Consider the following 26,542-nt stretch of genomic DNA (forward strand, 5'->3'; position numbering starts at 1 on the left):
TCGTCCAAGCTCACTGTCCGCTCCGCAATACCCCGTTCACGTACTGGACCCTTACTGGGCGGTAGCCAGGAGGGGCGACGGGTCACCCGGCGGCGGCCGTGAGGGGCGCCCCGTTCGGCATGTCCCGGTACAGCACCGCCCGCTCGACGGCGCTCCAGGTCATGCTGGTCACGACATAGAGAGCGGCGGCGAGCGGCACCACGGCCACGGTGACCAGAGTCATGAACGACATCAACGGCATGGCCTTGGTGATCGCCTCCATGCCCGGCACCTGCTGGTCGCCGCCCTGGACCAGCGGAGTGGCCGCCATCTGCCGCTTGGTCCGCCCGTAATTGAACGTGGCGACCGCGGCGACGATCACGAACAGCGCCAGATAGACGAGACCCTGCGCCCCGAAGAGCCCGCCGTCGGCCAGCGCGCCCGTCCACCGGCCGCCCAGCGGCGCCGAGCCGAGCGTGTGGTCGAGCAGCACACCGGCGCCGCCACCGGAGAAGAGGTGGTAGAGCAGGAAGAAGGCGGGCAACTGGAAGAGGCTCGGCAGACATCCGGAGAGCGGCGACACCTTCTCCGCGCGGTGCAGTTCGAGGACGGCCTTCTGCAGCCGCTCGGGGTTCTTGGCGTGCTTCTTGCGCAGCTCGACGATCCGCGGCGAGAGCTTGGCGCGCGCCTTCTGGCCACGGGCCGAGGCGCGCGAGAGGGGAAGCACGAGGAGTCGTACGCAGGCGGTGAAGACGACGATCGCGGCGGCGGTCGCCGAGCCGTGGAAGACCGGGTCGAGCAGGTCGGCGAGGAGCGCGACCAGGTCCGCGAAGAGGGACATGAGCGCGGAGAAGAGATCGGACATGGAGAAGCCCTCCGAGGGTTCCGTCGTGCCGGGAGAAGAGGTCGACTCGGCGGTGCGGAGTCGACTCGGCGTGACGGCCCACGAGGGGCGCGTGTGCGGGAGCGGGTGTTGGTGCGGGGTCCCCTACGCGGCCGTCAGGAGGGGACGGCCGGGTGCTCGGGGTCGCCTGCGGCCCCGAGCGTCGGGGTCGCGCTGGGGCAGGAAGGCGGTGCGCCGTTCACGGTCGCGGATGGCCGTGCGCACGCGGGTGCGGGGCACGGCGGGCGCGCAGCGCGCGGCGATCACGGAACAGACGACGAGCGCGGCCCCGGCGGCGGCGGTCGCGGCGAGCGCGACGGCGGCGGTGAGGCTGCCGCTGTCGACGAGGACGACCTCGACGAGCAGGAAGAGGAGGAGCAGGGCGGGGCGCGCGGCGGCTTTCCCGTCACGAATCAGTCCGCGCACGGTGGGCCCCCTCTCCGCGATCGCTCACGCCGGTCAGTAGTCAGTAGTACGAGTTCGGCTGTACGACTGTACGGATTCGGTTATACAGGATCGGCGGGGGACGGCGTACTGCCCGGAGGGAAGACGAACTCCTGCCCGAGACACTTCACTCCGGCTGACGCCCCCGGCGAGGGGACGCGGATGGCGAGGCGGAGCACCACCGGCGGAGCCAGCCCCACCCGGGCACCACCCGACGTGACCGAACCCAAACCCGAACCCACGCCCACGCCCCAACCCAAACCTGATCCCGAACCTGACCGACCTGGGGTGGACCCGTAACAAACCGGGCCCTCCTGCAAGAGACCCGCTCGGCAGTACGGTGTCCCGTATGCGCCCCGACAAGCCTGCCGACGCCGACCACGCCGACGCCGACCACATCGCCGAAGCCGCACGCCTGGAGCGCACGGCCGGCCTGTATCCGGAGGACGCCGAGCCGCTGCTCCTCCAAGCCGCCGCCCACCTCGAACTGGCCGGCGCCCGCGAGCGCGCGACGGCGCTCTACGACCGCCTGCTCTCCGCGGACGCCGAGCGGCCCCCCGCGTCCCCGCTCCTCATCCGCGCCCTGAAGGCCTCGAACCTCTGGGAGTACGGCCACGAGGCGGAGGCAAGGGCGATCATCGAGGGAGTCCGCGCGGCGGCCCCCCGGGACCCGGCGCCGTGGGTGATCGTGGCGGAGTCCCTGGAGTCCCACGACGAACTGGAACAGGCCCACGCCACCTTCACCGAGGCGGCGACCCTCCTGCTCCCCCCGGAGACGGCGGACCCCGCGTACGCGACGCACCCCCTCCTCTTCGGCCGCCACCGCGTACGCCGCCTGCTCGGCGCGGACCACGACGCGTGGGACACCCTGGCGGACCGCGTCTCCACGTCCCCCGTCCCCCTGGACGAACTGCACGACCCGAAGCGGACCTGGTCCCTGGGCTCGGAGAACCCGGCGGAACTCCGCGCGGAGATCGCCCGCATCCAGGCGGAGTTGGGCTCGTACAGGGAGGCGCTGTCGCGCCCCTTCCCGGTGGCGATCCTGCACTGGCCGGAACCGGAACTGTCCGAACTCCTGACGGCGTACCCGTCCCTGACCGCCGAATACCCCTCGCACGAGGAGCACTTGGCGACGATAGAGTCCTCACTCCGCGAACTCTCCGCGTCCGGAACCCCCAACTTGGGCATCGTGACGGGCACAGTCCCGTCCTACGAGGCCTTCGCCGCCTCAGAAGGCTCGTCCCCCGCCGAACCGGAACTGCTCCCCCAGTACGCAACAACCCTGGCAGCCCGGGGCCGAGCAACGGCTTGGCCCCCGGAGCCTTCGGAACCGTGCTGGTGCGGGTCCGGGGTGACTTATGGGGGCTGCCACGGGCAGCAATAGCGGTGCGGCGTCCCGATGCCACGGCTCTGCACGTTTCGGCAGGCGCACCGGCCCTTTTCCCCACGCCAAAATGAATGGCACGTGCGTGCGATATCGTCTGACGCACCCCCCACGCCCTTGTCGCCAGGGGCCACTGTCGAGCCGTGCGACTTCACCGCTGCACCCCATCAGTCGGCACCACATGCACCATTGATGCATTCCACACGTACTGAATCTGCGCAAATACAGCAAATTCGTTGACCCAGGCAAGTACTCGAGGTACTGGAGCCGCGGGTGGTCCGGTAAGGGAACAAAAGTGAGCAGCGACCTCGACCAGATGTACGACGTCTTCCGCAGCCTCCTCGAGACCAGCACGCCGACGGAAGCGGTGAAGCAGCTGGAGATCCTGGGTGTCGATCCGGGGCGCATCCAGCGCATCCGCGAGTTCCACGAGCAGCAGCTGCTCGCGATCAAGGAGATGGAAGAGCCTCGGGTGGCCGTCTACGGCAACCGGGAGACCTGGTACACCGGGCCGCGTGAGAACGACCGCGCGTGGCCCGCGATCCAGCGCGCGTTGGAGAAATCAGGCTGGACCCCGGATGCCGTCAAAGACCTTGACGCGTCGTCCACGCGTGTCGTCTCGCTGCTGAACCATCCCAAAGAACCGGAATTCGCCGCGCGCGGCCTGGTCGTCGGCTATGTGCAGTCCGGCAAGACGACCAACTTCACCTCGGTGATGGCCAAAGCGGCCGACCGCGGATACAAGCTCTTCATCGTGCTCGCCGGTATCCACAACGGCTTGCGCCGCCAGACACAAGCTCGTCTCGCCCAGCAGCTGGTGGAGTCGAATCCAACAGCTTGGACGCAACTCACGGGGCTGGACCGAGACTTCGTACCGACGGAGAATGCCGCCTCCTTCTTCGGGGGCAGCAACACCACGCATGTGCTGTGTGTGGTGAAGAAGAATGCCCGAGTGCTCCGTAAGTTCGCCCGTTGGCTGGAGTCGGCCTCCGACTACCTCCAGCAAGCCCCGGCGTTGGTGATCGATGACGAGGCCGACCAGGCCAGCGTTGCCACGACCTCGATCAACCCGCTCATCCTGCGCATCCTCGACACCCTGCCGAAGGCGGCGTACGTCGGCTACACGGCGACCCCCTTCGCCAACATCCTCATCGACCCGGCGGCAAAGGACCTGTACCCCAGCGATTTCATCGTCAACTTGCCTCAGCCCAAAGACCACTTCGGCACGGAGGTCCTCTTCGGCCGGTATGCCCTCGACGGCGAGGACCCGGAAGACGTCGACGACGGGTACGACATGATCCGCAGCATCCCCGCCGAGGATGTGCCCCTCGTCACACCGGCGACAAAAGCAGATGCCGACGGCTTCACCCCCGAGATCACCGAAACCCTCGCCGAGGCGATCCAGTACTTCTGGCTCACCACCGCCGCCCGCCGCGTGCGTGGCACCGGCAACAAACACGCCACCATGCTGATCCATACCAGCATGCGCATTCAGGTCCACAACAGCTTCCGCGCCCCGCTCAGACGCATCCGTGCGCGCACTCTGGAGAATCTCGACTCCCCCGAGACGCTGCGGCGCCTGCGCGACCTCTGGGACGAGGAGACCGCCCGGGTACCCGCGGAGGACTTCAAACTGACAAAGGTCCCCTTCGAGAGTTTGTTGGAAGAGTTGCCGGGCGTGATTCGAGACTGCCGAATCATCATGGACAACTCCGAGAGCGAGGACACCCTCGACTACGACAATGGACCCGTGGTCGCCATCGCGGTCGGCGGCAACAAATTCTCGCGCGGCCTCACCCTGGAGGGTCTGGCCGTGACCTACTTCGTACGCGCTGCTTCGGCATACGACACCCTGCTGCAGATGGGCCGTTGGTTCGGCTTCCGCCACGGATATGCCGATCTCCCCCGCGTGTGGATGACACCCGACCTCCACGCCTCCTTCCGGCATCTGGCCACCGTCGAGGCGGACATGCGTCGCGACATCGACGTGTATCTCCACGAGAACGAGACACCGCAGACGTTCGCCGTCCGTCTGCGCACGCATCCGGTGCTGCGGGTCACCGCCGCTGCCAAGATGCAGTCCGCGATCAAGGCCAGCGCCGCGTACGGCGGCCGCCGGATCCAGACCCGCTACTTCCACACCCGTGCCGATTGGCTCCGCAACAACCAGGAAGCCGCCCGAGACCTGGTGCGTCTCGCCGTGGAGGAGACCACTGCGCACGACTCGCGCCCCGAGACGGGCCGACACGTCCTGCACGGGATCCCTCACACCGGTGTGCTCGACTTCCTGAGGCGGTACCGATTCCACGAGAACTCCCAGGAGTGCGACGCGGAGTTGATCTCCTCCTATGTCCGACGCCGCGTACAGCAGGGCTCCCTCCTGCGCTGGAACGTCGCGATCGTCGGCAATCGTGCAGCAGGTGAGGAAGCCGACTTCGCTTTCGCACCCGATGTCACCGTCGGCCGCATCACCCGTGCTCGTCTCCGCAATCTCACCGGTGAACCCGACTTCGCGGACATCAAGACCCTGATGAGCCGGGCCGACGCCGCCGTGGACCTGGCGGGCGCTCTGCGAGGATGGACGGAAAAGGAGATCACGGGGCAACGCCGTAAGCAGCTCCCGAACACCGGTCTCATCGTGCTGTACCCCATCGACAAGGACTCGCCGCCCTCTGAGCACCGCGAGCAGTCCCGCGAGCCACTCGGAGCCGAGGACCACGTGATCGGCGTCGGTCTGGTCTTCCCGGAGACCGGGAACGACAGCGAGGTCAGCTGGGACGGCAGCTACATCGCGGCCGATCTCTCGGGCATCCGGTTGGAGGACACAGACGACGAGGACCTGCGCACCCTCGAAGGCGAGGACGCCGCGTGAGCGACATCTTTCGGCGCACCCTGGAGGAGAGTTGGCGTGATCTCCTGGCCGCCCCAGTCTCCGCGGACCATCGGCTCCGGACCGCTCGGCTACCCGTGACCACCTCGCGCGGCCCGGTCCTCGCTGCCGTCGACCGCGAAGGTCATCGGCACCTCATGGTGCCCATCGCCGGGAACCAGCACGTCCGTGAGATCCGCGACGGCCAGGTCCTGCATCTGCGCAAGCGGCCTTTGGAGGACAAGGACGTCTACCAGCACTACGCCGATCTCCGCTGCCTGCGCCGTGACCTCGACGACGTCTTCACCCGGCTCTGCGAGGACGTCCTCCGGGAGATGGCCCAGCTGGGCGAAGACGAGCAGTCTCCCGCCACACCCCGGCCGCTCAAGGTCCTGCACCGGGTGCTCGACCGCTGGCGGTCGCTGTTCCGTACGTCCGGGAGACCGCTCGGCCCCGAGCAACTCGCGGGTCTTTACGGCGAACTGCACCTGCTCCTCCGGCTGCTCGCCGAGAACCCCAGCGCCCACAGGATGTGGACGGGACCGACCGGCCGACCGCACGACTTCACCTCGGGGACCGAAGCCGTCGAGGTCAAGACGGCCACCGGCGACGCGTTACGCATACGCGTCCACGGCCTGCGCCAATTGGAACCGCCGGAGGGTGGCTCCCTGCAACTCGCCTGCCTGCGCGTCGAACGTGTCCCTGAGGGCGGGAACGGAGCGAGCGTCGTGGATCTGGTGGAACAGGCGCTGCGGCTGAGCGATGACGAGAGCGCTCTGCTCGGCCTCCTCGCCGAGGTCGGCTATCACACCGTGGACGCCGAGCGCTATCGCACGATCCGATTCCTCGTGCGGGACGAGCGCTGGTACGCGGTGGGCGCGGGGTTCCCGCGCATCACGACGGCGGACCTCGCCGTCGCCGAGGTGCCCGGCAACGTGACCGATGTCGAATACACGGTGGACCTCACCGTGCCCACCCCCGATCCACTGCCGATGACCGAGGTGGAGCGACATCTGGCGGCCATGCTCAGGGAGAAGAAGTGACAGACCTGCGCACCGACCCTCGGTGGTACTCCCAGCCCTACCCGCCGGAAGGAGCCGGCGCGGCCGAGGGCATCCGCAACCAGCTCGGCCGTCCGGAATTGGACCTGCTCACCATCCTCGTACGGGAAGCAGCCCAAAACAGTTGGGACGCCAGGGACCCGCGGCACGACGGGCCGGTTCGGTTCGGCGTCGACCTGGGCTACGTGGGCCCGGCGCACGCGGATGCCTGGCGTCGGCTGCTCTCCAGCGGGGCGCCGTCGAACGAACACCTCGCCCTGCGCAAGTTACTTCGTTCGGGGGTCCGGATCATGACAGTCTCCGACCGGGGCACGAATGGCCTCGGCGGCCCCACCCGTGCCCACCAGATCTCCGAGGGACGTCAGGACTTCATCGCCTTCGTGCGGAACGTGGGGGAGCCCCGGGACACCAAGCTCGGCGGCGGCACCTACGGCTTCGGCAAGGCCATCTTCTATCTGCTCTCCGGCATCGGCACGGTGCTCGTGCACACTCGCTGCCGCAACGACAGGGGTGAGCTGGAGACCCGCCTGATGGGCTGTGCCCTGTGGCACAGCTACCGAGCCGTTGACGCTGCAGGCAACGAGCGGCGCTACACGGGGCGGCACTGGTGGGGGGATGCGTCCGGCGAGGTGATCGATCCGCTGATCGGCTCCAACGCCGAGGAGATGGCGCGCCTTCTGGGCCTCGCGCCATTCGGTGTGGAGGAGACCGGCACCAGCATCGTCGTCATCGACCCCCACCTCGACGGTATGGAGCCAAGAGAAGCAGCCGCCTACCTCGCGGAGACGGTGTCCTGGCATCTGTGGCCCAAGATGCTGGAGCGTGCCGACGGGACGTTGCCCATGCAGTTCTCGGTCACCTGCGAAGGACGTGATTTTCCCGTCCCGGACCCGAGGACCACGTCACCCCTCAACCTCTTCGTCGACGCCTATCGGCAGCTCTCCACCGACGAGGGCCGGACGCTGTCGTGCCAGAAGCCCGTCAAAGAGTTGGGCCGCATGGGGCTCGTCCAGCGCCCGGTCATCCCTCTCGAACCCTCCCCCGCAGCGCGCCGGGCCATGGAGATGGTGCAGATCGAGCGGACCGTGCACCACGTGGCGCTGATGCGTCCCGCGGAACTGGTCGTCACCTACTGGCCCGGACGAGAGACGGGTGCCGAACTCCTGTCCTACGCGGGAGTGTTCCGTGCCACCGAGGAGATGGACGCCACCTACGCCGAGGCCGAACCGCCCACGCACGACGCATGGAACCACCATCGTCTCGAAGGGCACGACCGGACATTCGTGCGCACCACGTTCACCCGCCTCAAGGAAGCGGTCGACGAACTCCTCCAACTGGGCGGCGCCGCCCGAGAGGGGTCGGCGAACGTGGCCCTGGGGGCCGCGAGCGCCCGTTTCTCACCGCTGGTCGGCGGTGCCTGGGGTACCGGGGGAGCCACGGACTACGGTCGTTCCTCCTTGGGCCGGGCCTCTGCGGCACCGGACGAGGACGAGGAACTGCCCGGACCGCACCACGGCAGCCGCCGCAAGGGACGGATCTCGAGCACCGTCGACCCCCCGTCGATGACGGACGCCACTCCCCGAGCGCCTCGCCCCCGCGTGAAGTACGCGGGCGCGACAACGTATGAGGAACGCAACGGCCACTCCGTCCTCGTGCAGGCGTTCACCCTTCCCGCGCCGGTGCTGCAGCGCGTTCGGGTCGACTTGGCAGTGGCCCTGCCGGGTGCCGGAAACCGCGAGACCGACCCGCCTGCCGGGGCCGCCATGCCCGGGTTCGTCGGCTGGGAGGATCCGACGGGCACTTTTCATGCCTCGCCCACGTTCGTCATCGAAGGCGGCGACGACGCCGTCTGGCGTGCCGTCGTCCGCCCGGCGCCGGACACCATCACGGAAATCACCGTGAAAACCCGGGCGGTGACCACCTCGTGAGCAGGCTCGCCCTCCCCTACCGCTCGCCCGTGGCCTCTTGTGTCCGCCCTGAGCCGTGGCAACTCGTCCTCGACGGCGCCACGACGGATCTCCCCGAGTCGCTCGCCTTCTGGGATTACCGCATGGACATCGAGCTGAGCCGCACTGTGCACGTCGATCTGCGGACGGCCCGTGAAGGAGCCGGCCTCGGCGATGACGCGGTGCTCTCCCTCGCGGCGATCTGGACGGCTTCCGGCTCCAACCTCCGCGGTCCCGTGCAGCGTGTCCCGCTCAGTGGTGACGGCGTGCGCACGGTGAATCTTCGCGCCGTCCTGTCGGGTGCCCAACTCGGCGGGGTGCTCTCCCTGGAGACAGTGCTCGTCCTTTCCCGTGCGGTCGGTCCTGCCGCCCCCTTCGCCCCGCGCCGGGCCGGGTCACTGCTCTGGGACGACACCGCGTCACTACGCCTGCAGGGTGACGCACCGCTCTTCCCGATGACGGTGATCGACTTCGCTCATACCTCGTACAGGGACGATGCCGCCTGGCATCTGCAGCTCGGTTCGGACCTGAACGGTGCGGCCATGGGCTCCATGCTCCTCATCGTCAACGAGAAGGCCGAGGAGGTGGCCACCGCCTTCGCGCACGCCGCCAGGCCCGGTCCGGTGGATCGCGTCGTCCTCTCGATGGTCTACTCGGACTGCGCACGGATCATGGTGGAACATGCCTTGCTGAAGGAGGAGTTCGTCGACGACGCGGACTTCGCCGAGGAGTCTCTGGGCGCCACCCTGGTCAACCTCTTCCACCGCCTGTTTCCGGGCCGCACCGTCCAGGACCTGCGCCGGCTCCGACAGAACTCACCGAGCCTGTTCGCCACCGAGCTCCAGGCCGCGACCCGCATCCTCAAGGAGGCGTGATCCATGGCTCTCCTGTATCCACGTCTCCTCGCCGGCCAGGCCAAGCCGCTCCACCGGCAGTACCGGGAAATGTCGCCCCGCGACCTGGCCGCACAAGTCGCGTATCGCCACGAGTCGGCGGTCTACGTCGCCACCGGAGGCGACCGGGTCTCGGAGTCACAGCTACGTGCTCTTCGAGCCCGTGTCCTGCGGACCGCCGAGAACGCGGGCTTTCCGCACGTGTCATCCCGTACGGCTCGGGCACGCTTCGACCTCGACCTGGCCGCACTTCTGCACGCGGAGATGGACCTGATGCCGGCCGAGGCGGCGTCCGGTGACATCTGGGCCTTCCTCGCACTGGTGTTGCTCCCGGACGTCGCCCACTGGCGCTACCCGCGCCCACCCGGCGACCGAGTCGTGGCCAGTGACCTCACCCGGCACGTCTTCGGACGTCTGTGGTGGCGCGCTCACCTGGTCCGCGACCCGGCTGCCACTGAGCCGTATGCGGCACTCGCCATTCTCGGGGAGGCCGCGTTCGACGGGATCTACGCACGCCGCAAGTCCCTTGGCGGCAGCCCTCATCTGGTGCGCAACATTCTGCACGCCTGGTCGGCCGTCGACCTGCACGGCCTGCCCGAGCGGGACGTCCTGCGCGACTTCCTCAAGCGGCTCCTCCGACTGGCCCCCTTCGTCATCTTCGAGGCCTTGGAGGATGTCGAACTGCAGGCAGAACTGCGCGCCGCCGCCGAGGAGTCCGTGGCCGCCCTGCGGCCCGACGACACGCGACCGAAGAGTGCGGAGCCCGTGCCCGCGGTCAAGCCGGCGACCCAGCCCTCAAAGCCGGGGTCGATCTCCATGGCGGGGCGGACTGCCGTCTCCGCATCCCTGTCGCCCACGCCTCGCCTCTCCTCGCTGGAACTGTGCGCGGGGGCCGGGGGCCTCGCGCTCGGCCTCGAGTACGCCGGCTTCGCTCCCGCCCTGTTGATCGACAACCGCCCAGTCGCGCTGGACACCCTTCGCCTCAACCGGCCCGACTGGCGCCTCAGTGGGGAGGATCTGTGCGTCCTCGAACCGAGTTCACTGGCCCAGGACCCGGCCCTGCGCGAACTCGACCTGATCTCCGGTGGTCTGCCGCGCCTGAAGGCGTCGGCGGCCGTCGCCCGGGAACGCGGCAATGATCACGAGTTGGCGGTGTTCCATGCGACCCTCGACCTCACCCGGGCCCTCCGTCCCCGCGCCCTTCTGATCGAGAACGTGCCGGATCTGGCCACGAACAAGACGTACGCACCTCTCCGAGAGCACGTGCGGCAGGAGATGGCCGCCATCGGCTACTCCACCTCCTGGTTCGTCCTCAATGCCGCTCACCACGGTGTGCCGCAGGACCGGAAGCAGGGCGTCCTTGTCGCCTTCGCGAGCCCCGAGGCCGCCGAGGCCTTCAGGATCCCCCCGCCTCACCCCGGCCCCCCGGTCTCCGTCGGTCAGGCGCTCGGCCCTTCCATGGCCGCCCGTGGCTGGCCCCGCGCCGCCGAGTGGGCGGCACAGGCCAAGGATGTCGCTCCCACTCTCGTCGGCGGCTCCTGGGAACGCGGCGGTGCCGACCTGGGACCGACCGGCTCCAAGCGGGCCTGGGCCCGTATCGGCGTTGACGGCGGCACGGTCGCGAACGAGGTGCCGGGGCCCGACTTCGCATGGAACCCGGCCATCGGTCGTGACGGCATGATGGCCCTCACCGTCGAACAGGCCGCCATACTTCAAGGCTTCCCCAAGGACTGGGAATTCGCCGGACGCAAGACCGCCCGCTACCGTCAGGTGGGCCATGCCTCGCCGCCTCCGGTGGGCGAGGCTCTCGGGCGGGCGATCAGTGCCGCACTGGCGGCGGTATGACGTTTCGCCTTCTCCATCACCTATAAACTCGCTCACCATGACCGCCGCTCTGCCTCACCAGCGTCCACCTGTGGATTTCCGCATCGTGGACCTATTCGCCGGACCGGGCGGGCTGGACATGGCCGCGACGATCCTTGATCTGCCCTCCGTGGGGATCGAGTGGGACGCGAACGCCGTCACGACCCGTGACGCGGCGGGTCTGCACACCGTCCACGGCGATGTGCGCGATTACGGCCCGAAGGACTTCCCCGAGGCGAACGTGCTCGCCGGAGGCCCGCCCTGCCAGAGCTTCACCGTCGCCGGTGCCGGAGCCGGCCGCCGCGCCCTGGACGACGTCCTGAAGTTCGTGCAGCGGCTCGTCGACCGCGACGCACGCCCCGGCATCGACGCCGACCTGGCCAAGATGGACGACGAGCGCACCGGGCTCGTCCTCGAACCCCTGCGCTGGGTGCTGAGCGCCCTCGACGACCCCGCACTCCGCCCGTACGACGCCATCGTGCTCGAACAGGTCCCCGCCGTCCTCCCGGTCTGGGAGGAGTACGCGAAAGCCCTGGTCAATGAGGGCTACTCGGTGGACTACGACATACTGCACACCGAGGCCTACGGGGTCCCGCAGACCCGCCGCCGCGCGATCCTCGTCGCCCGTCGTGACGGACGACAGGCCGCGCTTCCCGCGCCCACGCATCACCGTTACCGCAAGGGCGCACCACGGCCCGAGCGAGACCTCGTGCTCGAGAGCTGGGTCGCCATGGAGGATGTCCTCACGGAGCGTGACAGTCCCTTCCAGGTCGTCTCCAACTACGGGACGGGTGGTGATCCCAAGCTCCGCGGCCGTCGACGCTCCTGCGAACCCTCCGCCACGGTGACCGGCAAGGTCTCCCGCAATCGCATCGTCACGGACGACCCCATGGAGCGCGATCTCCCCCGGCTCAGTCACAGCGAGGCGGGCCGCCTCCAGACCTTTCCGAAACTGTTTCCCTGGTCCGGCGGTGACATCGCCCAACAGATCGGCAATGCCGTCCCACCCCGACTCGGCATCCACGTCCTCAGCGCCGCCCTCGGACTGGCGCTCCCGGGCAAGGACGAGTGGGACGCGCTGGCCGACTGGTGTCCGAAGGCCCATGACGCAGCCGAGGCAGAACCCGCACACTGAGAACGTGTCCGCCCCACGACCGATCCCCTCGTCGCATTCCGTGTCCATGCGCATGCGCAAGCAGCGCTCCCGGGACACCAAGCCGGAGGTGGCCGTCCGCCGGCTGCTCCACTCCGCCGGTCTCCGCTTCCGGCTGCATCGGCACATCCCCGGAATGAACCGCAGCACGATCGACATCGCCTTCCCCGGACCACACGTCGCCGTCTTCATCGACGGTTGCTTCTGGCACGGCTGTCCCGAGCACGCCACCTTCCCGAAGGCGAATTCGGCGTTCTGGCGCGAGAAGATCGACAAGAACGCGCTGCGGGACACCAGGACGACCGCCCACCTCGAAGCCCTCGGCTGGACCGTCCTGCGCTTCTGGGAACACGAGGCGCCGGAGTACGTGGCTGCACAAGTGGTGGCCGTGCTGCGCCCGTGGAAGGCACAGGGGGCACTCACCTCGTACCCCCGGATCCGCAGTAGCTCTTCCTCCGCACCGTGCCCCCTCGGGCAAGCGGCAGCTCCGCGGCAGGCATAAGGTCGATGTCCGGCATAACGACAACGCCGGCCGACCAAGCCCCGCGAGGAGAGGAAGAACCCTTGCCCTACGCCCCCGAGGACGAGCAAGACCGCAGGTATCTGGAGATGGCCGTCGCCAACTCTCGACGCGCCCTCGAAGACCCCGGCAAGAAGCCCTTCGGGGCCGTTCTCGTTGTGGGCGGGGAAGTCGTGGGGGACGGCACCAACGCCGTCGTCGAGCTGAACGACCCCACCGCGCACGCCGAGGTCATGGCTCTGCGGGACGCGGGGCGGCGGCTCGGGCGGTATTCCTTTGGGAACGCAGTGCTTTACGCGAGCAGCGAGCCCTGCCCCATGTGTCTCGTCGCCTGTTACTGGGCCGGGGTTCCTCGGGTCGTCTACGGCGCCACCAGTCGCGACGCCGCTGTCAACGGGCACGAGGATCTGCAGTTCTATCGCGATGTCGCGTTGCCCAACGCCGAGCGGCGGCTGGTGGACGAGGTGCCCGTCGACGGAGCGCCCCGGTCGGCAGCGGTGGACGTTCTCGCCGCCTGGGCGGCCGCGCAGCCCCAGCCCGTGGAGCCAAAGCTCTGATACCCCCGGTCGGCTCAGGGGCCGGCCCCGCGCGTTAGCCTCGGGGCGAGAGACATCAGGGACGTATCAGCGAAAGGCGGGCAAGGCATGGCGAGGATTCCGGGGGGCGTCGTGGCGGCCAGTGGGCTCATCGGTGGGTACGGCGTCGCCCGCTTCACCAAGAAGCGGCCCCTCGGTGGGATCGTGCTCGCCGCTGCCGGGGGCGTCGCCGCTCGGCGGTGGCGGGAGGATGCCGGGGCCAAGGCCGCCGCCGCGCTCAGCGCCGCGTACGTCGCCGGGTTCGCCGGGTCGCATCCGTTGGCCAAGAAGGTCGGCGCCTGGCCCTCCGTCCTCGGGGCTGCCGGTGCGGTCGCTGCCGCCTCGTGGGCGCTGGCTGACCGGCGGCGCTGAGACAGCCCGGCGTGGCCGCCTCATGGGCGCCGACTGACCGGCACGGCTACCTCACGGGCACCGGCTGACCGGCACGGGCCCTCATGGGCGCCGACTGGCCAGCGGGGCCAACCACAGTCCGGCGACGCCACTAGCCCGCGGCAGAACCCCGGAACGTCGCCCGGTACGCCCCCGGCGACACCCCCACCCCCGCCGCGAAGTGCTGCCTCAGCGACGCGCCCGTGCCGAAGCCCGCCTCCGTCGCGACGCGGTCGATCGTGTGGTCCGTGGTCTCCAGGAGTTCGCGCGCCCGGTCCACCCTGCGCTGCGTCAGCCACCGCATCGGGGTCAGGCCCGTCTCCTCCCGGAAGCGGCGGCTGAACGTGCGTACGCTCATCGATTCGACCGCCGCCAGGTCGGCCAGGGTCAGCGGCTCCGCCAGGCGGGGCAGCGCCCACGCGCGGGCCGCGCTCGTCGACGTCAGCTGCGGCTCTGCCAGCGGGCGTTGGACGTACTGGGACTGGCCGCCCTCCCTGTGGGGCGGTACGACCGTGCGGCGGGCCACCTCCGCCGCGACCGCCGCCCCGTGGTCGGAGCGGATCAGGTGCAGGCACAGGTCGATGCCCGCGGCCTCGCCCGCCGAGGTGAGGACCTCGCCCTCGTCCACGTACAGGACGTCCGCGTCCACCCTCACCTCCGGGAACCTCCGCGCGAACCGCTCCGCCGAGAGCCAGTGTGTCGTCGCCCTGCGGCCGTTCAGCAGGCCCGCCGCCGCCAGGACGAAGGCGCCGGTGCAGATGGATGCCACCCTGCGGCCCTCCCGGAGGGCCAGCGCCGACACCAACTCCGGTGACAGGCCGCCCGGTTCCAGTTCCTCGTCGCTCTCGTGCGACGCCGGGACCATCACCGTGTCCGCCGCCGCGACCACGTCAAGGCCGTGGTCCGCGTAGATCGGGAAGTCCGCGTCCGTGCGGATCCTGCCGGGGCGTGGCGCGCACGTGCGTACGTCGTAGAGGGGGTCGCCCGACGGCGAGCGTGCCGTGCCGAGGAGTTGGTGGACCAGGCCCAGTTCCATGGGCAGTACGCCGTCCCTGACCAGGATCGCCACCACCCTCGCCGTGGCCGCAGGCGCCCCCGCCCCGCTCACCCCGTCTTCACCGTCGACAACGGCTCCGCGATGTCCTCCAGCGACCGCCTCTCCGCCTTCACCGCGAACACCGCCGCCACCAGGCCCGCCGCGCACATCAGGCCCGCGCCGATCTGGAAGGCGAGGACCGTGTCGCCGACGACGCCCGACTCGGTGAGCTTGGCGAAGATCAGGGGGCCGCTGATGCCGCCGGCCGCCGTGCCGATCGCGTAGAAGAAGGCGATGGCCATGGCGCGGGTCTCCATCGGGAAGATCTCGGAGACCGTCAGATACGCGCTGCTCGCGCCCGCCGACGCGAAGAACAGGACCACGCACCAGCACGCCGTCAGCGTCGCCGCGCTCAGCGAGCCCCGGTCGAAGAGCCACGCCGTGCCGAAGAGCAGGACGCCGGAGACGATGTACGTCGACGAGATCATGATCCTGCGGCCGACCGTGTCGAAGAGCTTGCCGAGGAAGAGCGGGCCGAGGAAGTTGCCCGCGGCGATGACGGCGAAGTAGTAACCCGTGCTGCCCGAGGGGACGTCGTAGAACTTGGTCAGGATCGCGCCGAAGCCGAAGGTGATCGCGTTGTAGAGGAACGCCTGGCCGACGAAGAGGGAGAGGCCGAGGACCGCCCGCTTCGGGTAGTCGCGGAAGACCGTCTTCGCGATCAGGCCGAAGCCGATGCTCTTGCGCTGGTGGATGGTGATCTCACGGTCGGGCGGCGGCAGCCGTTCACCCTTCTCCGCCTCGATCTCGCGCTCCACCGACGAGACGAGTTCCTCCGCCTTCTCCCCGTGCCCGTGGATGAGCTGCCAGCGCGGGCTCTCCGGGACGTGGCGGCGTACGAGGAGGATCACCAGGCCGAGTACGACGCCGAGGGCGAAGGTCAGCCGCCAGCCGAGGTCCTTGGGGAAGATGTCGGTGTTGAGCATGACGACGGAGAGCAGCGAGCCGCCGATCGCGCCGAGCCAGTAGCTGCCGTTGATGATCAGGTCGACCCGGCCGCGGTACTTGGACGGGATCAGCTCGTCGATGGCCGAGTTGATGGCCGCGTACTCGCCGCCGATGCCGAAGCCGGTCAGGAAGCGGAAGAGGAAGAACCACCAGGCGTCGAAGGAGAGCGCCGTGAGCGCGGTCGCGCCGAGGTACACCGCGAGGGTGACCATGAAGAGCTTCTTGCGGCCGTACTTGTCGGTGAGCCGGCCGAAGAAGAGCGCCCCGGCGCAGGCCCCCGCCACGTAGAGGGCCGCCGCGATCCCGGTGACCTGCGCCGAGGAGATGGCGAGGCCGCTGCCCTCCTCGGAGAGGCGGCTCGCGATGTTGCCGACGGTGGTGACTTCCAGGCCGTCCAGGATCCAGACCGTGCCGAGGCCCACCACGATCATCCAGTGCCAGTGGGACCAGGGGAGGCGGTCGAGACGGGCGGGGACGGCCGTGGTGACGGTGGCTTCCGGGGCGGTGCCGGAGCCTGGGCCGGAGCCGGGGTCCGGGGGCGGCTCGGAGGACGTGGGCGACGCGGTCATGGCGGGCGGCTCCTTCCGCTGTTCCCACGTCGCCGGCCCGCGGCTCCCGCTGCGCTGGCGACGGCTCTCTCAACGCTGAGAGAACTCCTCCAGAGTGCCCAGCAAACGCCGCCTCACGCGCGCTGGACTCGCCGGACGATCACAGGACACTCCGGAAGATCACAGCGCACCCCGGACGCCTCACCCCCGCGAACCCCTACCCCACGAACACCCGCGACACCGCATAGATCGCGAGCCCCGCCAAGGAGCCGACCACCGTGCCATTGATCCGGATGAACTGCAGGTCCCGCCCGATGTGCGCCTCGATCTTCTTCGAGGTGTCCTCCGCGTCCCAGCCCGCCACCGTGTCCGTGATCAGCGAGGTGATCTCGTCGCGGTAGGTCGTCACCACGTACACCGCCGCGCCCTCGACCCAGCCGTCCACCTTCTGCTGGAGCCGGCCGTCCTGCGCCATCCGGGCGCCGAGCGAGAGCAGCGAGGCCCGCACGCGCAGCCGCAGCTCGCTGCGCTCGTCCTCGGCGGCGGCCACGATCATGGAACGTACGGCCGACCAGGCGGAGGCGATGAGGTCCTGCACCTCGCCGCGCCCGAGCACCTCCCGCTTCAGGCGCTCCACGCGCTCCCGCGTGTCCGAGTCGGACTGGAGGTCGGAGGCGAAGTCGGCGAGGAAGCGGTCGACGGCCCCGCGCGCGGGGTGCTCGGGCATGTCCCGCATCTCGGTGACGAACCGCAGCAGTTCCTTGTAGACACGCTCGCCGACCCGCTTGTCGACGAACCGCGGGGTCCAGCCGGGCGCACCGCCCTGCACCGCGTCCATCACCGAGTCGCCGTGCTCGACGAGCCAGTCGTGCGCGCGTACGCAGACCAGGTCGACGACCCTGCGGTGGCCGCCGTCGGCGACGATCTTCTCCAGCGTCTTCCCGATGCCGGGCGCGATCTCCTGGGCGTCGGCGCGGCGCGTGATGGCCTCGCCGACGACGGCCTGCACGTCGGAGTCGCGCAGCACGGTCAGGGCGCCGCGCAGCGCCGTGGCCAGCTCGGCGGTGACGCGGTCGGCGTGCGCGGGCTGGGCCAGCCAGGTGCCGAGGCGGCCGCCGATGCCGACGGCGTGCAGCCGGCCCCGTACGACGTCGGCGGAGAGGAAGTTCTCCCCCACGAAGTCGCCGAGGGAGGCGCCGAGCTGGTCCTTCTTGTTCGGGATGATCGCCGTGTGCGGGATGGGCAGGCCGAGCGGGTGCCGGAAGAGGGCCGTCACCGCGAACCAGTCGGCGAGCGCGCCGACCATGCCGGCCTCCGCGGCGGCCGCGACATAGCCCGTCCAGGCACCGGCGCCCGAGTGCTGCGCCCACTTCGCGAGTACGTAGACGACCGCGACGAAGACGAGCAGTCCCGTCGCCGTGATCTTCATCCGGCGCACGCCGCGCCGCTTCTCCTCGTCGGCGGGGCTGTACGTGAAGCCGCCGGGGGCCACCGCCGTCACCGGGGCCGCCCCGAACGGCGTACCCTCACCCGGTTCACGCCCCTTGCCGGGTTCGGGGGTTTTCTCCGCGTTTGTGCTCTGCACTCACTCCACCTGGCCCGTTCGCCTCGTCCTCATCCGCATTGTCCCCGCGTCCTGTGTTCTCCGTCCCTTCCTCCCTACTCCTGGAACGAACGACAAGTTCCCGGCGTCGATAAGAGCAGAGGGGGGCAGTGTCGGCCGCCTCACGGCCCATGCCGCATCATGGGGTGATCACATCGGAGCCTCGGGGCTCCCCCTGCCCGAGGAGAAAGAGCCCGCATGACCAAGCGTCACGGTTATGCCCTTCTCGCCGCGGTCATCGCGGTCATAGTGGTGATTTCCGCCGCCATATACGTCGGAGTCGCCGGCACCGACAACGGCTCGCAGGACACCATCAGCGCGGGACCGCGCGGCCCCCGCAACTCCGCCGACCCCGCCTCCTCCGGCACCTGGGTCGGCTCCTGGTCCGCCTCCCCCGCGGGGTTCGAACCGGGCACCGAGCGCAAGGGTTTCGCCGGCCGCTCCCTGCGCAACGTGGTGCACACCAGCGTCGGCGGCGAGAGCGCCCGCATCACCCTGTCGAACCTCTACGGAACCACGCCGCTGAGCATCACGCACGCCTCCATCGCGCTGGCCTCCGCGTCGAACGCCCCGGCCGCCGCACCCGGCACGCTGCGCCGCCTCACGTTCGACGGCAACACCTCGGTGGTGATCCCGCCGGGCGCCCAGGTGATGAGCGACGCCGCCCGCCTGCGCGTCCCGCACGACGCCGACCTGCTGGTCACGACGTACTCACCGACCCCGTCGGGGCCGGTCACCTACCACCCGCACGCGCGCCAGATCAGTTACGTCGCCGAGGGCGACCGCACCGAGGACCCGGCCGGCGACGCCTACACCGAGCAGAGCCCGTTCTGGCGCTACCTGTCCGCGGTGGACGTGCTGAGCAACGAGACCGACGGCACGGTCGTCGTCTTCGGCGACTCCATCACCGACGGCATCTCCTCCACGATGGGCGCCAACCGCCGCTGGACCGACGTCCTCGCCGACCGGCTGCGCACCGAGTCGGGCGCGCCGCGCTACGGCGTGGCGAACCAGGGCATCAGCGGCAACCGCATCCTCTCCGACGGCCGCGGGCAGCCCGCGGCGAACCCGAGCGGCCTCTCCCGCTTCGACCGTGACGTCCTGAACCGCACGGGCATCAAGGCCGTCGTCATCGCCCTCGGCGTCAACGACATCCTGCGCAACCCGCACCAGAACGACCCGGACCGCATCGTCGAGGGCCTGCGCGAGCTGACCCGCCAGGCGCACACGCGCGGCCTGCGCGTCGTCGGCGCCACGCTGATGCCGTTCGGCGGGCACCGCGGCTACGGCCCCGGGCTCGAATCGGTGCGGCAGGCGGTGAACGAGCAGATCCGCTCGGGGAAGGTCTTCGACGAGGTCGTCGACTTCGACCGCGCGCTGCGCGACCCCTACGACCCGCGCAAGCTGCGGGAGCGGTACGACTCCGGGGACCACCTGCACCCCTCGGACGCGGGGTTCCGCAAGATGGCGGAGACGTTCAACCTCGCGCACCTGAAGGGCTCGGCGGCGGCCGAACTCTGACGGGGCCTCAGCCGCCCGACCGCTCCGTGCGAGTGCGGGCGGCTGCTGCCGGGGATCAGGTGCCCGGCTTGCGGCCGTAGACGAAGACGTCGTCGCCCTTGCGCAGCGTGTTCCAGTACTTCACGGCGTCCTTCGTCGTCATGTTGACGCAGCCGTGGGAGCCCGGCGGGGACCAGACGCTGATGCCCACCGAGTGGAAGGCCTGGCCGCCGTCGAAGAACTGGCTGTACGGCATCGGCACGTCGTAGATGCTCGACACGTGGTCGATGTCCCGCCAGTAGACCTTCTTCAGGCCCGTGCGGGTCTCGTGGCCGTTGCGGCCGGTGCGGACCGGGACCGGGCCGTACTTGAGGTCCTTGCCGTCCTGGATCCAGCTGAGCTGGAGCGTCAGGTCGACGCAGGCGATGCGCCCCTTGTCGGTCGGGCACTTGCCCGCCTTGTTGGGGTTGTCGCCCACCGCCTTCTGCTTGTTCATCAGGTCCATGACGCCCCAGGTGATGCTGCCCGCGTACCCGGCGTTCGGGCTGATCTTGTGCTTGGTCTGGAAGGCCTTGATGGCCTTGCAGTCGGCCGCCGACTGCTTGCCGTCCACCGGGCGGCCGAGGAACTTCTCGACCTGCTTCTGGTACGGCCCGGTCTGCGTCGAGCACGACGCGGCCTGCGCGCTGCCGGTGCCGAGTGCCACCGTGAGCGGGGCCACCATCACGGTGATCCCCAGCGCCACGGCTCCACGCCTGCGAAGTGTGCGTATGTCCCCCACTGCTGCCTGCCCCTCGTCCATCAGTCGTCCACGGGTCGGATCCCACCTGCTAGACAGGGCGGGTCCCCGGTTCGTTGCAGAGCGAATCGACACAGGTGTGTAACAAGGGACGATTCAGTCACCCTGCCCGCGCTCCAGCTTCTCGCGGCGTCGCTCCTCCTTGAGCCGCTGCTTCTCCTCCCTCAGTCGCAACTTCTCCGCCTTGCGCAGCTTGCGATCGACGCCGACGCCGCCCATCAGCGCGAAGCCCTTGACGACCACGCGGGGCGAGCCGGGCGTGCCCACGCCGGTCGCCCTGTCGTCGAAGCCGCCCATGATGCCGAAGCCCTTGACCACGACGTTCATCTCGGGCGGCACGGTGACCTGGAGCCCGCCCATGATGGTGTAGCAGCGGATCTCCACGTCACGCTCGGCGAAGTACGCCTCGCGCAGGTCGATCTCGCCGCCGCCCCACATCGCGAACGCCGTGAACTTCTGTCCGATCGTCCAGCCGCCCTTGCGGCTGAAACCGCTCCAGAAGGCGAAGCCACCTGCCGACGTCGGCTCGTGGTCCACCATCCGCGCCGCCCAGTCGACGGCCGCGGGGTCGTCGCTCGCGGGCCCCTTCACCATGGAGACCTTGGCGCCGTGCACCGGCAGATCGCGGGTGAGCGGCTCCAACTCGCCGTACGTACGTGCCTTGTAGGCGGCGTCGAGGCGCTCCTCGAACTCCGTCATGTCGAGGCGGCCCTCGGCCATCGCGTCCCGCAGCACCTCCGCGACCCGCTCTCGGTCGGCGTCGGATGCCCGCAGCTCGGGGAGTCTCTCACTCATGGGAGGAAGCCTACGAGGTCGCCTTCTCCGCGTACATCTTGGCGATGACCGCCTCGATGTCCGGCTCCCTGACCGACAGATCGGCCATCGGATAGCGCGCCGCGATCCGCGCGACGAGCGGAGCCGCTGACTGAGCGGCCGGGAAGGCGAGCCACTGGCGCGGGCCCTCCACCTTCACCACCCGCGCCGACTCGATCTCCATGGGCGGAAGTTCACGCTCCAGGTCCACGACGAGGGTGCGCTCGCTCTCGCCCACCTCGTGCAGCCCGGCGAGCGGACCGTCGTACATCAGCCGCCCGTGGTCGATGACCATCACGCGCTCACACAGCTGCTCGATGTCGGTGAGGTCGTGCGTGGTGAGCAGGACCGTCGTACCGGACTGGGTGTTCAAGTCCCGCAGGAAGCCCCGCACCTTCGCCTTGCTGATGACGTCGAGGCCGATCGTCGGCTCGTCCAGATACAGCACCTCGGGGTCGTGCAGGAGCGCCGCCGCGATGTCGCCGCGCATCCGCTGCCCGAGCGAGAGCTGGCGCACGGGGACGTCCAACAGGGCGCCCAGTTCGAGGAGTTCGACGCACCGGTCCAGGTTCTCGCGGAAGCGGGCGTCCGGGATGCGGTACATCCGGTGCACCAGGCGGTAGGAGTCGATCAGCGGCAGGTCCCACCAGAGCGTGGTGCGCTGCCCGAAGACGACGCCGATGCGCTGCGCGAGGCGCGTCCGCTCGCGGGACGGGACGATGCCCGCGACCCGCAGCCGCCCCCCGCTCGGCGTGAGGATCCCCGTCAGCATCTTGATCGTCGTCGACTTGCCCGCGCCGTTCGGCCCGATGTAGCCGACCATCTCGCCGCGCGGCACGGTGAAGGAGATCCCGTCGACGGCCCGCACCTGGTGCCGCTCGCGCCGCAGGAAACCCGTCTTCTTGCGTACGTCGAAGACCTTCTCGACGCCTTCCAGCTCGATGAGGTCGGTTGTTCCCACTGTCTCCACGGCGGTTCAGCTCCCTGTGCTGCGATACGAGCGGAGGCCCGCGCGCCAGGCGAGGCCCGCGAGGGCGAGGCATGCCACGGCCACCGGCGGCGGCGCGAAGGCCGTCCACACCGGCAGGTCGAGCGGATAGGGCCGCCCCAGGACGTACAGGGCGGGCAGCCAGTTCACGAAGGCGAGCGGCAGGACGAAGGTGACCCCGCGCACCAGGTCCTTGGCGAAGACGGTCGGCGGGTACTGGAGCAGCGTGGTCCCCCCGTACGTGAACGCGTTCTGCACCTCGGCCGCGTCCTGCGCCACGAACTGGAAGGCCGCGCCCGCCATGAACACCGCCGCGAAGATGCCCGCCCCGCTGACCAGCATCAAAGGCACCATCAACACCTTCAGCGGCGCCCAGTCGATGTCCAGGACCACCAGCGCGTACGTCAGGACCAGCGCGCCCTGCGTCAGCCGCCCCAGCCTGTGCAGCCCGAACCGGTCGGCGGCGACCTGCGCGAGCACCGGGGCGGGCCGCACGAGGAGCGTGTCGAGCGTGCCGTCGCGCACCCGCCTGCCGAGCCGGTCCATGGAGCCGAGGGCCAGGTCGGCGAGGCCGAACGCGGTGCACGAGGCGCCGTACAGGAAGGCGACCTCCGCCAGCGCGTAGCCGCCGAGCCGGTCCACCTGGGAGAACATCAGCAGGATCGCCGCGAAGTCGAAGGCGGTCACCGCGAAGTTGCCGAGCGCGCTCATCACGAAGGAGAGCCGGTAGGCCATCAGGGAGCGGATCCACATCGCGGAGATCAGCCGGTAGGCACGCAGCCCGGAGCGCACCTGCGCCAGCCGCCCGGTGCCCTCCTGCCCCGGCGGTCCCGCCCGCCCCGGCTGCCCCGCCTGCCCCGCTCGCGTCTTCGTCAGGTCAGCCACCCTGCACCACCACCCGCCGCGTCGCCGCCGCCTGGAGCAGCCGCCCGGCCGTCAGCAGCGCCGCGGCCCAGCCGAGCTGGAAGGCGTACGTCCGCAGCAGGCCGAGGCCCGTGTGCGTGCCCAGGAAGACATCGGCGGGCACCTGGAGCAGCGCCGACCACGGCAGCGCGCGGGCGAGGTCGCCGAGCGCGCCGGGGAAGACGTTCAGCGGCAGCAGCATCCCCGAGAAGAACGTGCCCGCGAGCATCACCACCTGCGTGATCCCCGCCCCGTCGAGCAGCCAGAACGCGCAGAGCGCCACCAGGAAGCGCAGCCCGAAGCTGACCAGCGCGCCCAGCGCCACGGCGAGGAGGAACGCCAGCCAGCGCAGCGGGTCGGCGGGCAGCGCGAGGTCGAAGACGAGCGCGCCGACCGCCATCGGCACGATGCCGCGCCCGAGCAGCTGGAACAGGGCCCGGCCCAGGTCGCTCGCCAGCCACCACGCCTGGAGGTCCGCGGGCCGGTACAGGTCCACGGCGATGTCCCCGGTGCGGATCCGCTCGATCAGCTCCCCCTCGAAGCCGCCGCCCATCAGCGCCATCACCGTGAGCAGCCCCTGCCCGAGCCAGACGAAGGTGACCGCCTGCGCCTGGTCGTATCCGCCGAGGCCGGGCCGCTCGTCCCAGAGCGCGATGTAGGTGTAGGCGAGGATCAGCCCGAAGGCGGTGTTGGTGAAGACCCCCGCCGCGGTCGCGATCCGGTAGGTGGCGTATCTGCGAAAGCCGCCCTCGGCGACGGCCGCGTACAAACGGAACCGTCCTGCACGCACGCGCATCCCTTTCACAGTGGGCCTCGCCCCTCATCGGCCAAAGCGCAGGATCGTAGTGTGATGCGGGCCGCTCGCGCCAGGCATTTTCGGGGCGGGGCGCGTGCCCTGGTGCGCCGCGCCCGCGGCGGCAGTGTGCAATGGGGTGTACGAGGCGTACTGGACGTACGACGCTAACCGGGAGTTCCGCGAGACATGAGCGACGAGCCGCAGCAGCAGGACCCAGGCGGGCAGGGTGGCGAGCCCGCCGGGACCGGCAAGGCCAAGAAGCCCAAGCGCCCCAAGCGCAAGGGCTGGCGGCGGATCTTCCCGACCTGGCGCATGGTCCTCGGCGGCTTCATCCTGCTCGTCCTGCTGGGCGTGGGTGCCTTCATGGCGGGCTACATGCTGGTCGAGATCCCGCCGGCGAACGCCGCGGCGACCAAACAGAGCAACGTCTATCTGTACGACGACGGCTCCGAGATCGCCCGTGACGGCGAGGTGAACCGCGAGAAGGTGCCGCTCAAGCAGATCCCGCTGCACGTCCAGCGCGCCGTGCTCGCCGCCGAGGACCGCGACTTCTACGGCGAGTCCGCGGTCGACCCGAAGGCGATGATCCGCGCGGCCTGGAACACCGTCACCGGCAAGGGCAAGCAGTCCGGCTCCACGATCACCCAGCAGTACGTGAAGAACTACTACCTGGGCCAGGAGCAGACCGTCTCGCGCAAGGTGAAGGAGTTCTTCATCTCCATCAAGCTGGACCGGGAGGTGAGCAAGGACGAGATCCTCTCCGGCTATCTGAACACCAGCTACTTCGGCCGCAACGCGTACGGCGTGCAGGCCGCCGCCCAGGCGTACTACGGCAAGAACGTGAAAGACCTCTCCACCGGCGAGGGCGCCTACCTCGCGACGCTCCTCAACTCCCCCAACGCCTACGACGTCGCCACGCACCCCGAGAACAAGCAGCGCGCGGCGGGCCGCTGGTCCTACGTCCTGGACGGCATGGTCAAGGAGGGCTGGCTCGGCAAGGCGGACCGGGCGAAGGTGAAGTTCCCGGCGCCCGACGAGGCCAAGGGCGCGGCGGGCCTCTCCGGCCAGCGCGGCTATGTCGTCAAGGCCGTCGAGGACTACCTCACCGCCAACAAGATCATCGATGAGGAGACCCTCGCCAAGGGCGGCTACCGCATCACCACGACCCTCCAGAAGGACCGCCAGGACGCCTTCAAGAAGGCCGTCGACGACCAGGTGATGTCGAAGGTCGACAAGAAGGCCCGCAAGGTCGACCGCAACGTCCGCGCGGGCGGCGCCTCCATCGACCCGGCCACCGGCAAGGTCGTCGCGATGTACGGCGGCATCGACTACACCAAGCAGTACGTCAACAACGCCACGCGCCGCGACTACCAGGTCGGCTCCACCTTCAAGCCGTTCGTCTTCACCTCGGCCGTGGAGAACGGGTCGGTCACCCAGAGCGGGCAGCCCATCACCCCGAACACCGTCTACGACGGCACCAACAAGCGGCCCGTGCAGGGCTGGAGCGGCGGGACGTACGCCCCCGAGAACGAGGACCAGGTCTCCTACGGCGACACCACGGTCCGCGAGGCCACCGACAAGTCCGTGAACTCGGTCTACGCCCAGATGGCCGTCGACGTCGGCTCCGACAAGGTGAAGGAGACCGCGATCGCCCTCGGCGTCCCGAAGTCCACGCCCGACCTCACCGCCTCCCCCTCCATCGCGCTCGGCCCCTCCACCGCGAGCGTCCTCGACATGACCGAGGCGTACGCGACGCTGGCCAACCACGGCAAGCACGGCACGTACACCATCGTCGAGAAGATCACCAAGGACGGCGAGGAGATCGCGCTGCCGGAGCAGGAGACCGAGCAGGCGGTGACCCGCGAGGCCGCCGACACCACCACCTCCATCCTGCAGAGCGTCGTCCAGGGCGGCACCGGCACGGCGGCCCAGGGCGCGGGCCGCCCCGCCGCGGGCAAGACCGGCACCGCGGAGAACGACACGGCGGCCTGGTTCGCCGGCTACACCCCCGACCTCGCGACGGTGGTCGCCGTCATGGGCCAGAACCCCGAGACCGGCGCACACACCCCGCTGTACGGGGCGCTCGGCGAGGCCCGCATCAACGGCGGCGCCTACCCGGCCCGCGTCTGGGCGCAGTTCACCAAGGACGCCCTGGAGGGCGAGCCGGTCAAGGAGTTCGACCTGGAGCTGGAGCAGGGCGCGGACCTGCCGGTCGTGCCGGACCCGACGACGGGCGGCACCCCGGACCCGGCGACCGACGGCGGCGCCACCACCGGCGGCCCCACGGACGGCGGCACGACGGACGGCGGCCCCACCGACGGGGGCGCCACCACGGGCGGCCCGACGGACGGCGGCGCCACGACCGACGGCGGCCAGGACCCCGGCGGGCAGACCGGCGGCCAGACGGGTGACCAGAGCGACGGCGGGGCCACCGCGGACGGCGGCGCCACGGACGGCGGAACGGCCGACGGGGGCGCCGCCCAGGGCGGCCCGGACGGCGGCGCGACCGACATCGGGGGGACGGATGACGGCGGCGCGTCGGACGGCGGCGACCTCGGCGGCCTGACGGACGGCTAGCGCCCCGAAGG

General features: G+C 70.0%; 22 protein-coding genes. 12 read left to right on the forward strand and 10 right to left on the reverse strand.

Annotated features, from left to right (window positions below):
• Positions 1 to 82: 82 nt before the first annotated feature.
• Entirely contained in the window at positions 83 to 844 is a 762-nt protein-coding gene (locus DMA15_RS13475; protein ID WP_240659780.1) for a YidC/Oxa1 family membrane protein insertase, read from the reverse strand.
• Positions 845 to 967: 123 nt separating this feature from the next.
• A complete protein-coding gene (locus DMA15_RS13480; protein WP_125513007.1) occupies positions 968 to 1,288 on the reverse strand; it encodes a DUF6412 domain-containing protein in 321 nt (106 codons plus the stop codon).
• Positions 1,289 to 1,655: 367 nt separating this feature from the next.
• Between DMA15_RS13480 and DMA15_RS13485 the strand changes: the two genes are divergently transcribed.
• The 10 genes from DMA15_RS13485 (at position 1,656) to DMA15_RS13530 (ending at position 13,942) form a co-directional block, all read left to right on the forward strand.
• On the forward strand, positions 1,656 to 2,690 hold the full coding sequence (locus DMA15_RS13485) for an SEC-C domain-containing protein (RefSeq protein ID WP_125513008.1): 1,035 nt from the start codon (positions 1,656 to 1,658) through the stop codon (positions 2,688 to 2,690).
• A gap of 295 nt (positions 2,691 to 2,985) precedes the next feature.
• Positions 2,986 to 5,562, forward strand: a complete 2,577-nt coding sequence (locus DMA15_RS13490; protein ID WP_125513009.1) for a Z1 domain-containing protein — start codon at positions 2,986 to 2,988, stop codon at positions 5,560 to 5,562.
• Positions 5,559 to 6,602, forward strand: a complete 1,044-nt coding sequence (locus DMA15_RS13495; RefSeq protein ID WP_164551755.1) for a PD-(D/E)XK motif protein — start codon at positions 5,559 to 5,561, stop codon at positions 6,600 to 6,602. Before DMA15_RS13490 ends, DMA15_RS13495 begins: the two co-directional genes overlap by 4 nt.
• Positions 6,599 to 8,548, forward strand: a complete 1,950-nt coding sequence (locus tag DMA15_RS13500; protein WP_125513011.1) for a hypothetical protein — start codon at positions 6,599 to 6,601, stop codon at positions 8,546 to 8,548. The genes DMA15_RS13495 and DMA15_RS13500 overlap by 4 nt, the downstream gene beginning before the upstream one ends.
• Positions 8,545 to 9,441: a hypothetical protein gene (locus DMA15_RS37040; RefSeq protein WP_206302721.1), complete on the forward strand. Its 897-nt coding sequence runs from the start codon at positions 8,545 to 8,547 to the stop codon at positions 9,439 to 9,441. The genes DMA15_RS13500 and DMA15_RS37040 overlap by 4 nt, the downstream gene beginning before the upstream one ends.
• Positions 9,442 to 9,444: 3 nt before the next feature.
• Positions 9,445 to 11,304, forward strand: a complete 1,860-nt coding sequence (locus DMA15_RS38125) for a DUF6339 family protein (RefSeq protein WP_346428910.1) — start codon at positions 9,445 to 9,447, stop codon at positions 11,302 to 11,304.
• Between the two features lie 70 nt (positions 11,305 to 11,374).
• Positions 11,375 to 12,457: a DNA cytosine methyltransferase gene (locus tag DMA15_RS13515; RefSeq protein WP_346428911.1), complete on the forward strand. Its 1,083-nt coding sequence runs from the start codon at positions 11,375 to 11,377 to the stop codon at positions 12,455 to 12,457.
• A gap of 46 nt (positions 12,458 to 12,503) precedes the next feature.
• Positions 12,504 to 12,977 carry a very short patch repair endonuclease gene (locus tag DMA15_RS13520; protein WP_346428944.1) on the forward strand — a complete coding sequence of 158 codons (474 nt, stop codon included), beginning with the start codon at positions 12,504 to 12,506 and terminating at the stop codon, positions 12,975 to 12,977.
• A gap of 62 nt (positions 12,978 to 13,039) precedes the next feature.
• Positions 13,040 to 13,552: a nucleoside deaminase gene (locus DMA15_RS13525; protein WP_206302723.1), complete on the forward strand. Its 513-nt coding sequence runs from the start codon at positions 13,040 to 13,042 to the stop codon at positions 13,550 to 13,552.
• Positions 13,553 to 13,639: 87 nt separating this feature from the next.
• On the forward strand, positions 13,640 to 13,942 hold the full coding sequence (locus tag DMA15_RS13530; RefSeq protein ID WP_125513015.1) for a hypothetical protein: 303 nt from the start codon (positions 13,640 to 13,642) through the stop codon (positions 13,940 to 13,942).
• A 130-nt stretch (positions 13,943 to 14,072) separates the two neighbouring features.
• On the opposite strand, the gene DMA15_RS13535 is transcribed toward DMA15_RS13530, so the two are convergent.
• The 3 genes from DMA15_RS13535 to DMA15_RS13545 all read right to left on the reverse strand — a co-directional run bounded on the left by DMA15_RS13535 (position 14,073) and on the right by DMA15_RS13545 (position 18,053).
• Positions 14,073 to 15,068, reverse strand: a complete 996-nt coding sequence (locus DMA15_RS13535; RefSeq protein WP_276314340.1) for a helix-turn-helix domain-containing protein — start codon at positions 15,066 to 15,068, stop codon at positions 14,073 to 14,075.
• Positions 15,065 to 16,573: an MFS transporter gene (locus DMA15_RS13540; RefSeq protein ID WP_125513016.1), complete on the reverse strand. Its 1,509-nt coding sequence runs from the start codon at positions 16,571 to 16,573 to the stop codon at positions 15,065 to 15,067. Before DMA15_RS13540 ends, DMA15_RS13535 begins: the two co-directional genes overlap by 4 nt.
• Positions 16,574 to 16,769: 196 nt before the next feature.
• Complete coding sequence (locus tag DMA15_RS13545) at positions 16,770 to 18,053, reverse strand: DUF445 domain-containing protein (protein ID WP_240660207.1); 1,284 nt, start codon at positions 18,051 to 18,053, stop codon at positions 16,770 to 16,772.
• A gap of 300 nt (positions 18,054 to 18,353) precedes the next feature.
• On the opposite strand from DMA15_RS13545, the gene DMA15_RS13550 reads away from it, so the two are divergent.
• Positions 18,354 to 19,676 carry an SGNH/GDSL hydrolase family protein gene (locus DMA15_RS13550; protein ID WP_125513017.1) on the forward strand — a complete coding sequence of 441 codons (1,323 nt, stop codon included), beginning with the start codon at positions 18,354 to 18,356 and terminating at the stop codon, positions 19,674 to 19,676.
• A gap of 55 nt (positions 19,677 to 19,731) precedes the next feature.
• On the opposite strand, the gene DMA15_RS13555 is transcribed toward DMA15_RS13550, so the two are convergent.
• From DMA15_RS13555 to DMA15_RS13575, 5 genes are all read right to left on the reverse strand, one after another.
• On the reverse strand, positions 19,732 to 20,436 hold the full coding sequence (locus DMA15_RS13555; protein ID WP_125517732.1) for a L,D-transpeptidase: 705 nt from the start codon (positions 20,434 to 20,436) through the stop codon (positions 19,732 to 19,734).
• A 114-nt stretch (positions 20,437 to 20,550) separates the two neighbouring features.
• Positions 20,551 to 21,249, reverse strand: coding sequence for a DUF1707 domain-containing protein (locus DMA15_RS13560; RefSeq protein WP_125513018.1), 699 nt, complete (start codon positions 21,247 to 21,249; stop codon positions 20,551 to 20,553).
• A 10-nt stretch (positions 21,250 to 21,259) separates the two neighbouring features.
• Positions 21,260 to 22,237 carry an ABC transporter ATP-binding protein gene (locus tag DMA15_RS13565; RefSeq protein WP_240659781.1) on the reverse strand — a complete coding sequence of 326 codons (978 nt, stop codon included), beginning with the start codon at positions 22,235 to 22,237 and terminating at the stop codon, positions 21,260 to 21,262.
• A gap of 6 nt (positions 22,238 to 22,243) precedes the next feature.
• Positions 22,244 to 23,056 (reverse strand): ABC transporter permease, encoded by an 813-nt coding sequence (locus tag DMA15_RS13570; protein ID WP_240660208.1) that lies wholly within the window; start codon positions 23,054 to 23,056, stop codon positions 22,244 to 22,246.
• A 76-nt stretch (positions 23,057 to 23,132) separates the two neighbouring features.
• The gene (locus DMA15_RS13575) at positions 23,133 to 23,954 is read right to left on the reverse strand and encodes an ABC-2 family transporter protein (RefSeq protein WP_125513019.1); all 822 of its coding nucleotides are present in this window, start codon (positions 23,952 to 23,954) and stop codon (positions 23,133 to 23,135) included.
• A 186-nt stretch (positions 23,955 to 24,140) separates the two neighbouring features.
• Between DMA15_RS13575 and DMA15_RS13580 the strand changes: the two genes are divergently transcribed.
• Positions 24,141 to 26,531: a transglycosylase domain-containing protein gene (locus DMA15_RS13580; RefSeq protein ID WP_125513020.1), complete on the forward strand. Its 2,391-nt coding sequence runs from the start codon at positions 24,141 to 24,143 to the stop codon at positions 26,529 to 26,531.
• Positions 26,532 to 26,542 lie beyond the last annotated feature (11 nt).

Source organism: Streptomyces sp. WAC 01529 (genome assembly GCF_003945545.1).
Lineage (GTDB): Bacteria > Actinomycetota > Actinomycetes > Streptomycetales > Streptomycetaceae > Streptomyces > Streptomyces anatolicus.

Bases quoted from the DNA above. Each gene is read 5' to 3' on its own strand.
- DMA15_RS13475 (WP_240659780.1), bottom strand. From the start codon at position 844: ATGTCCGATCTCTTCTCCGCGCTCATGTCCCTCTTCGCGGACCTGGTC.
- DMA15_RS13485 (WP_125513008.1), top strand. From the start codon at position 1,656: ATGCGCCCCGACAAGCCTGCCGACGCCGACCACGCCGACGCCGACCAC.
- DMA15_RS38125 (WP_346428910.1), top strand. From the start codon at position 9,445: ATGGCTCTCCTGTATCCACGTCTCCTCGCCGGCCAGGCCAAGCCGCTC.
- DMA15_RS13520 (WP_346428944.1), top strand. From the start codon at position 12,504: ATGCGCATGCGCAAGCAGCGCTCCCGGGACACCAAGCCGGAGGTGGCC.
- DMA15_RS13530 (WP_125513015.1), top strand. From the start codon at position 13,640: ATGGCGAGGATTCCGGGGGGCGTCGTGGCGGCCAGTGGGCTCATCGGT.
- DMA15_RS13540 (WP_125513016.1), bottom strand. From the start codon at position 16,573: ATGACCGCGTCGCCCACGTCCTCCGAGCCGCCCCCGGACCCCGGCTCC.
- DMA15_RS13550 (WP_125513017.1), top strand. From the start codon at position 18,354: ATGACCAAGCGTCACGGTTATGCCCTTCTCGCCGCGGTCATCGCGGTC.
- DMA15_RS13560 (WP_125513018.1), bottom strand. From the start codon at position 21,249: ATGAGTGAGAGACTCCCCGAGCTGCGGGCATCCGACGCCGACCGAGAG.
- DMA15_RS13575 (WP_125513019.1), bottom strand. From the start codon at position 23,954: ATGCGCGTGCGTGCAGGACGGTTCCGTTTGTACGCGGCCGTCGCCGAG.
- DMA15_RS13580 (WP_125513020.1), top strand. From the start codon at position 24,141: ATGAGCGACGAGCCGCAGCAGCAGGACCCAGGCGGGCAGGGTGGCGAG.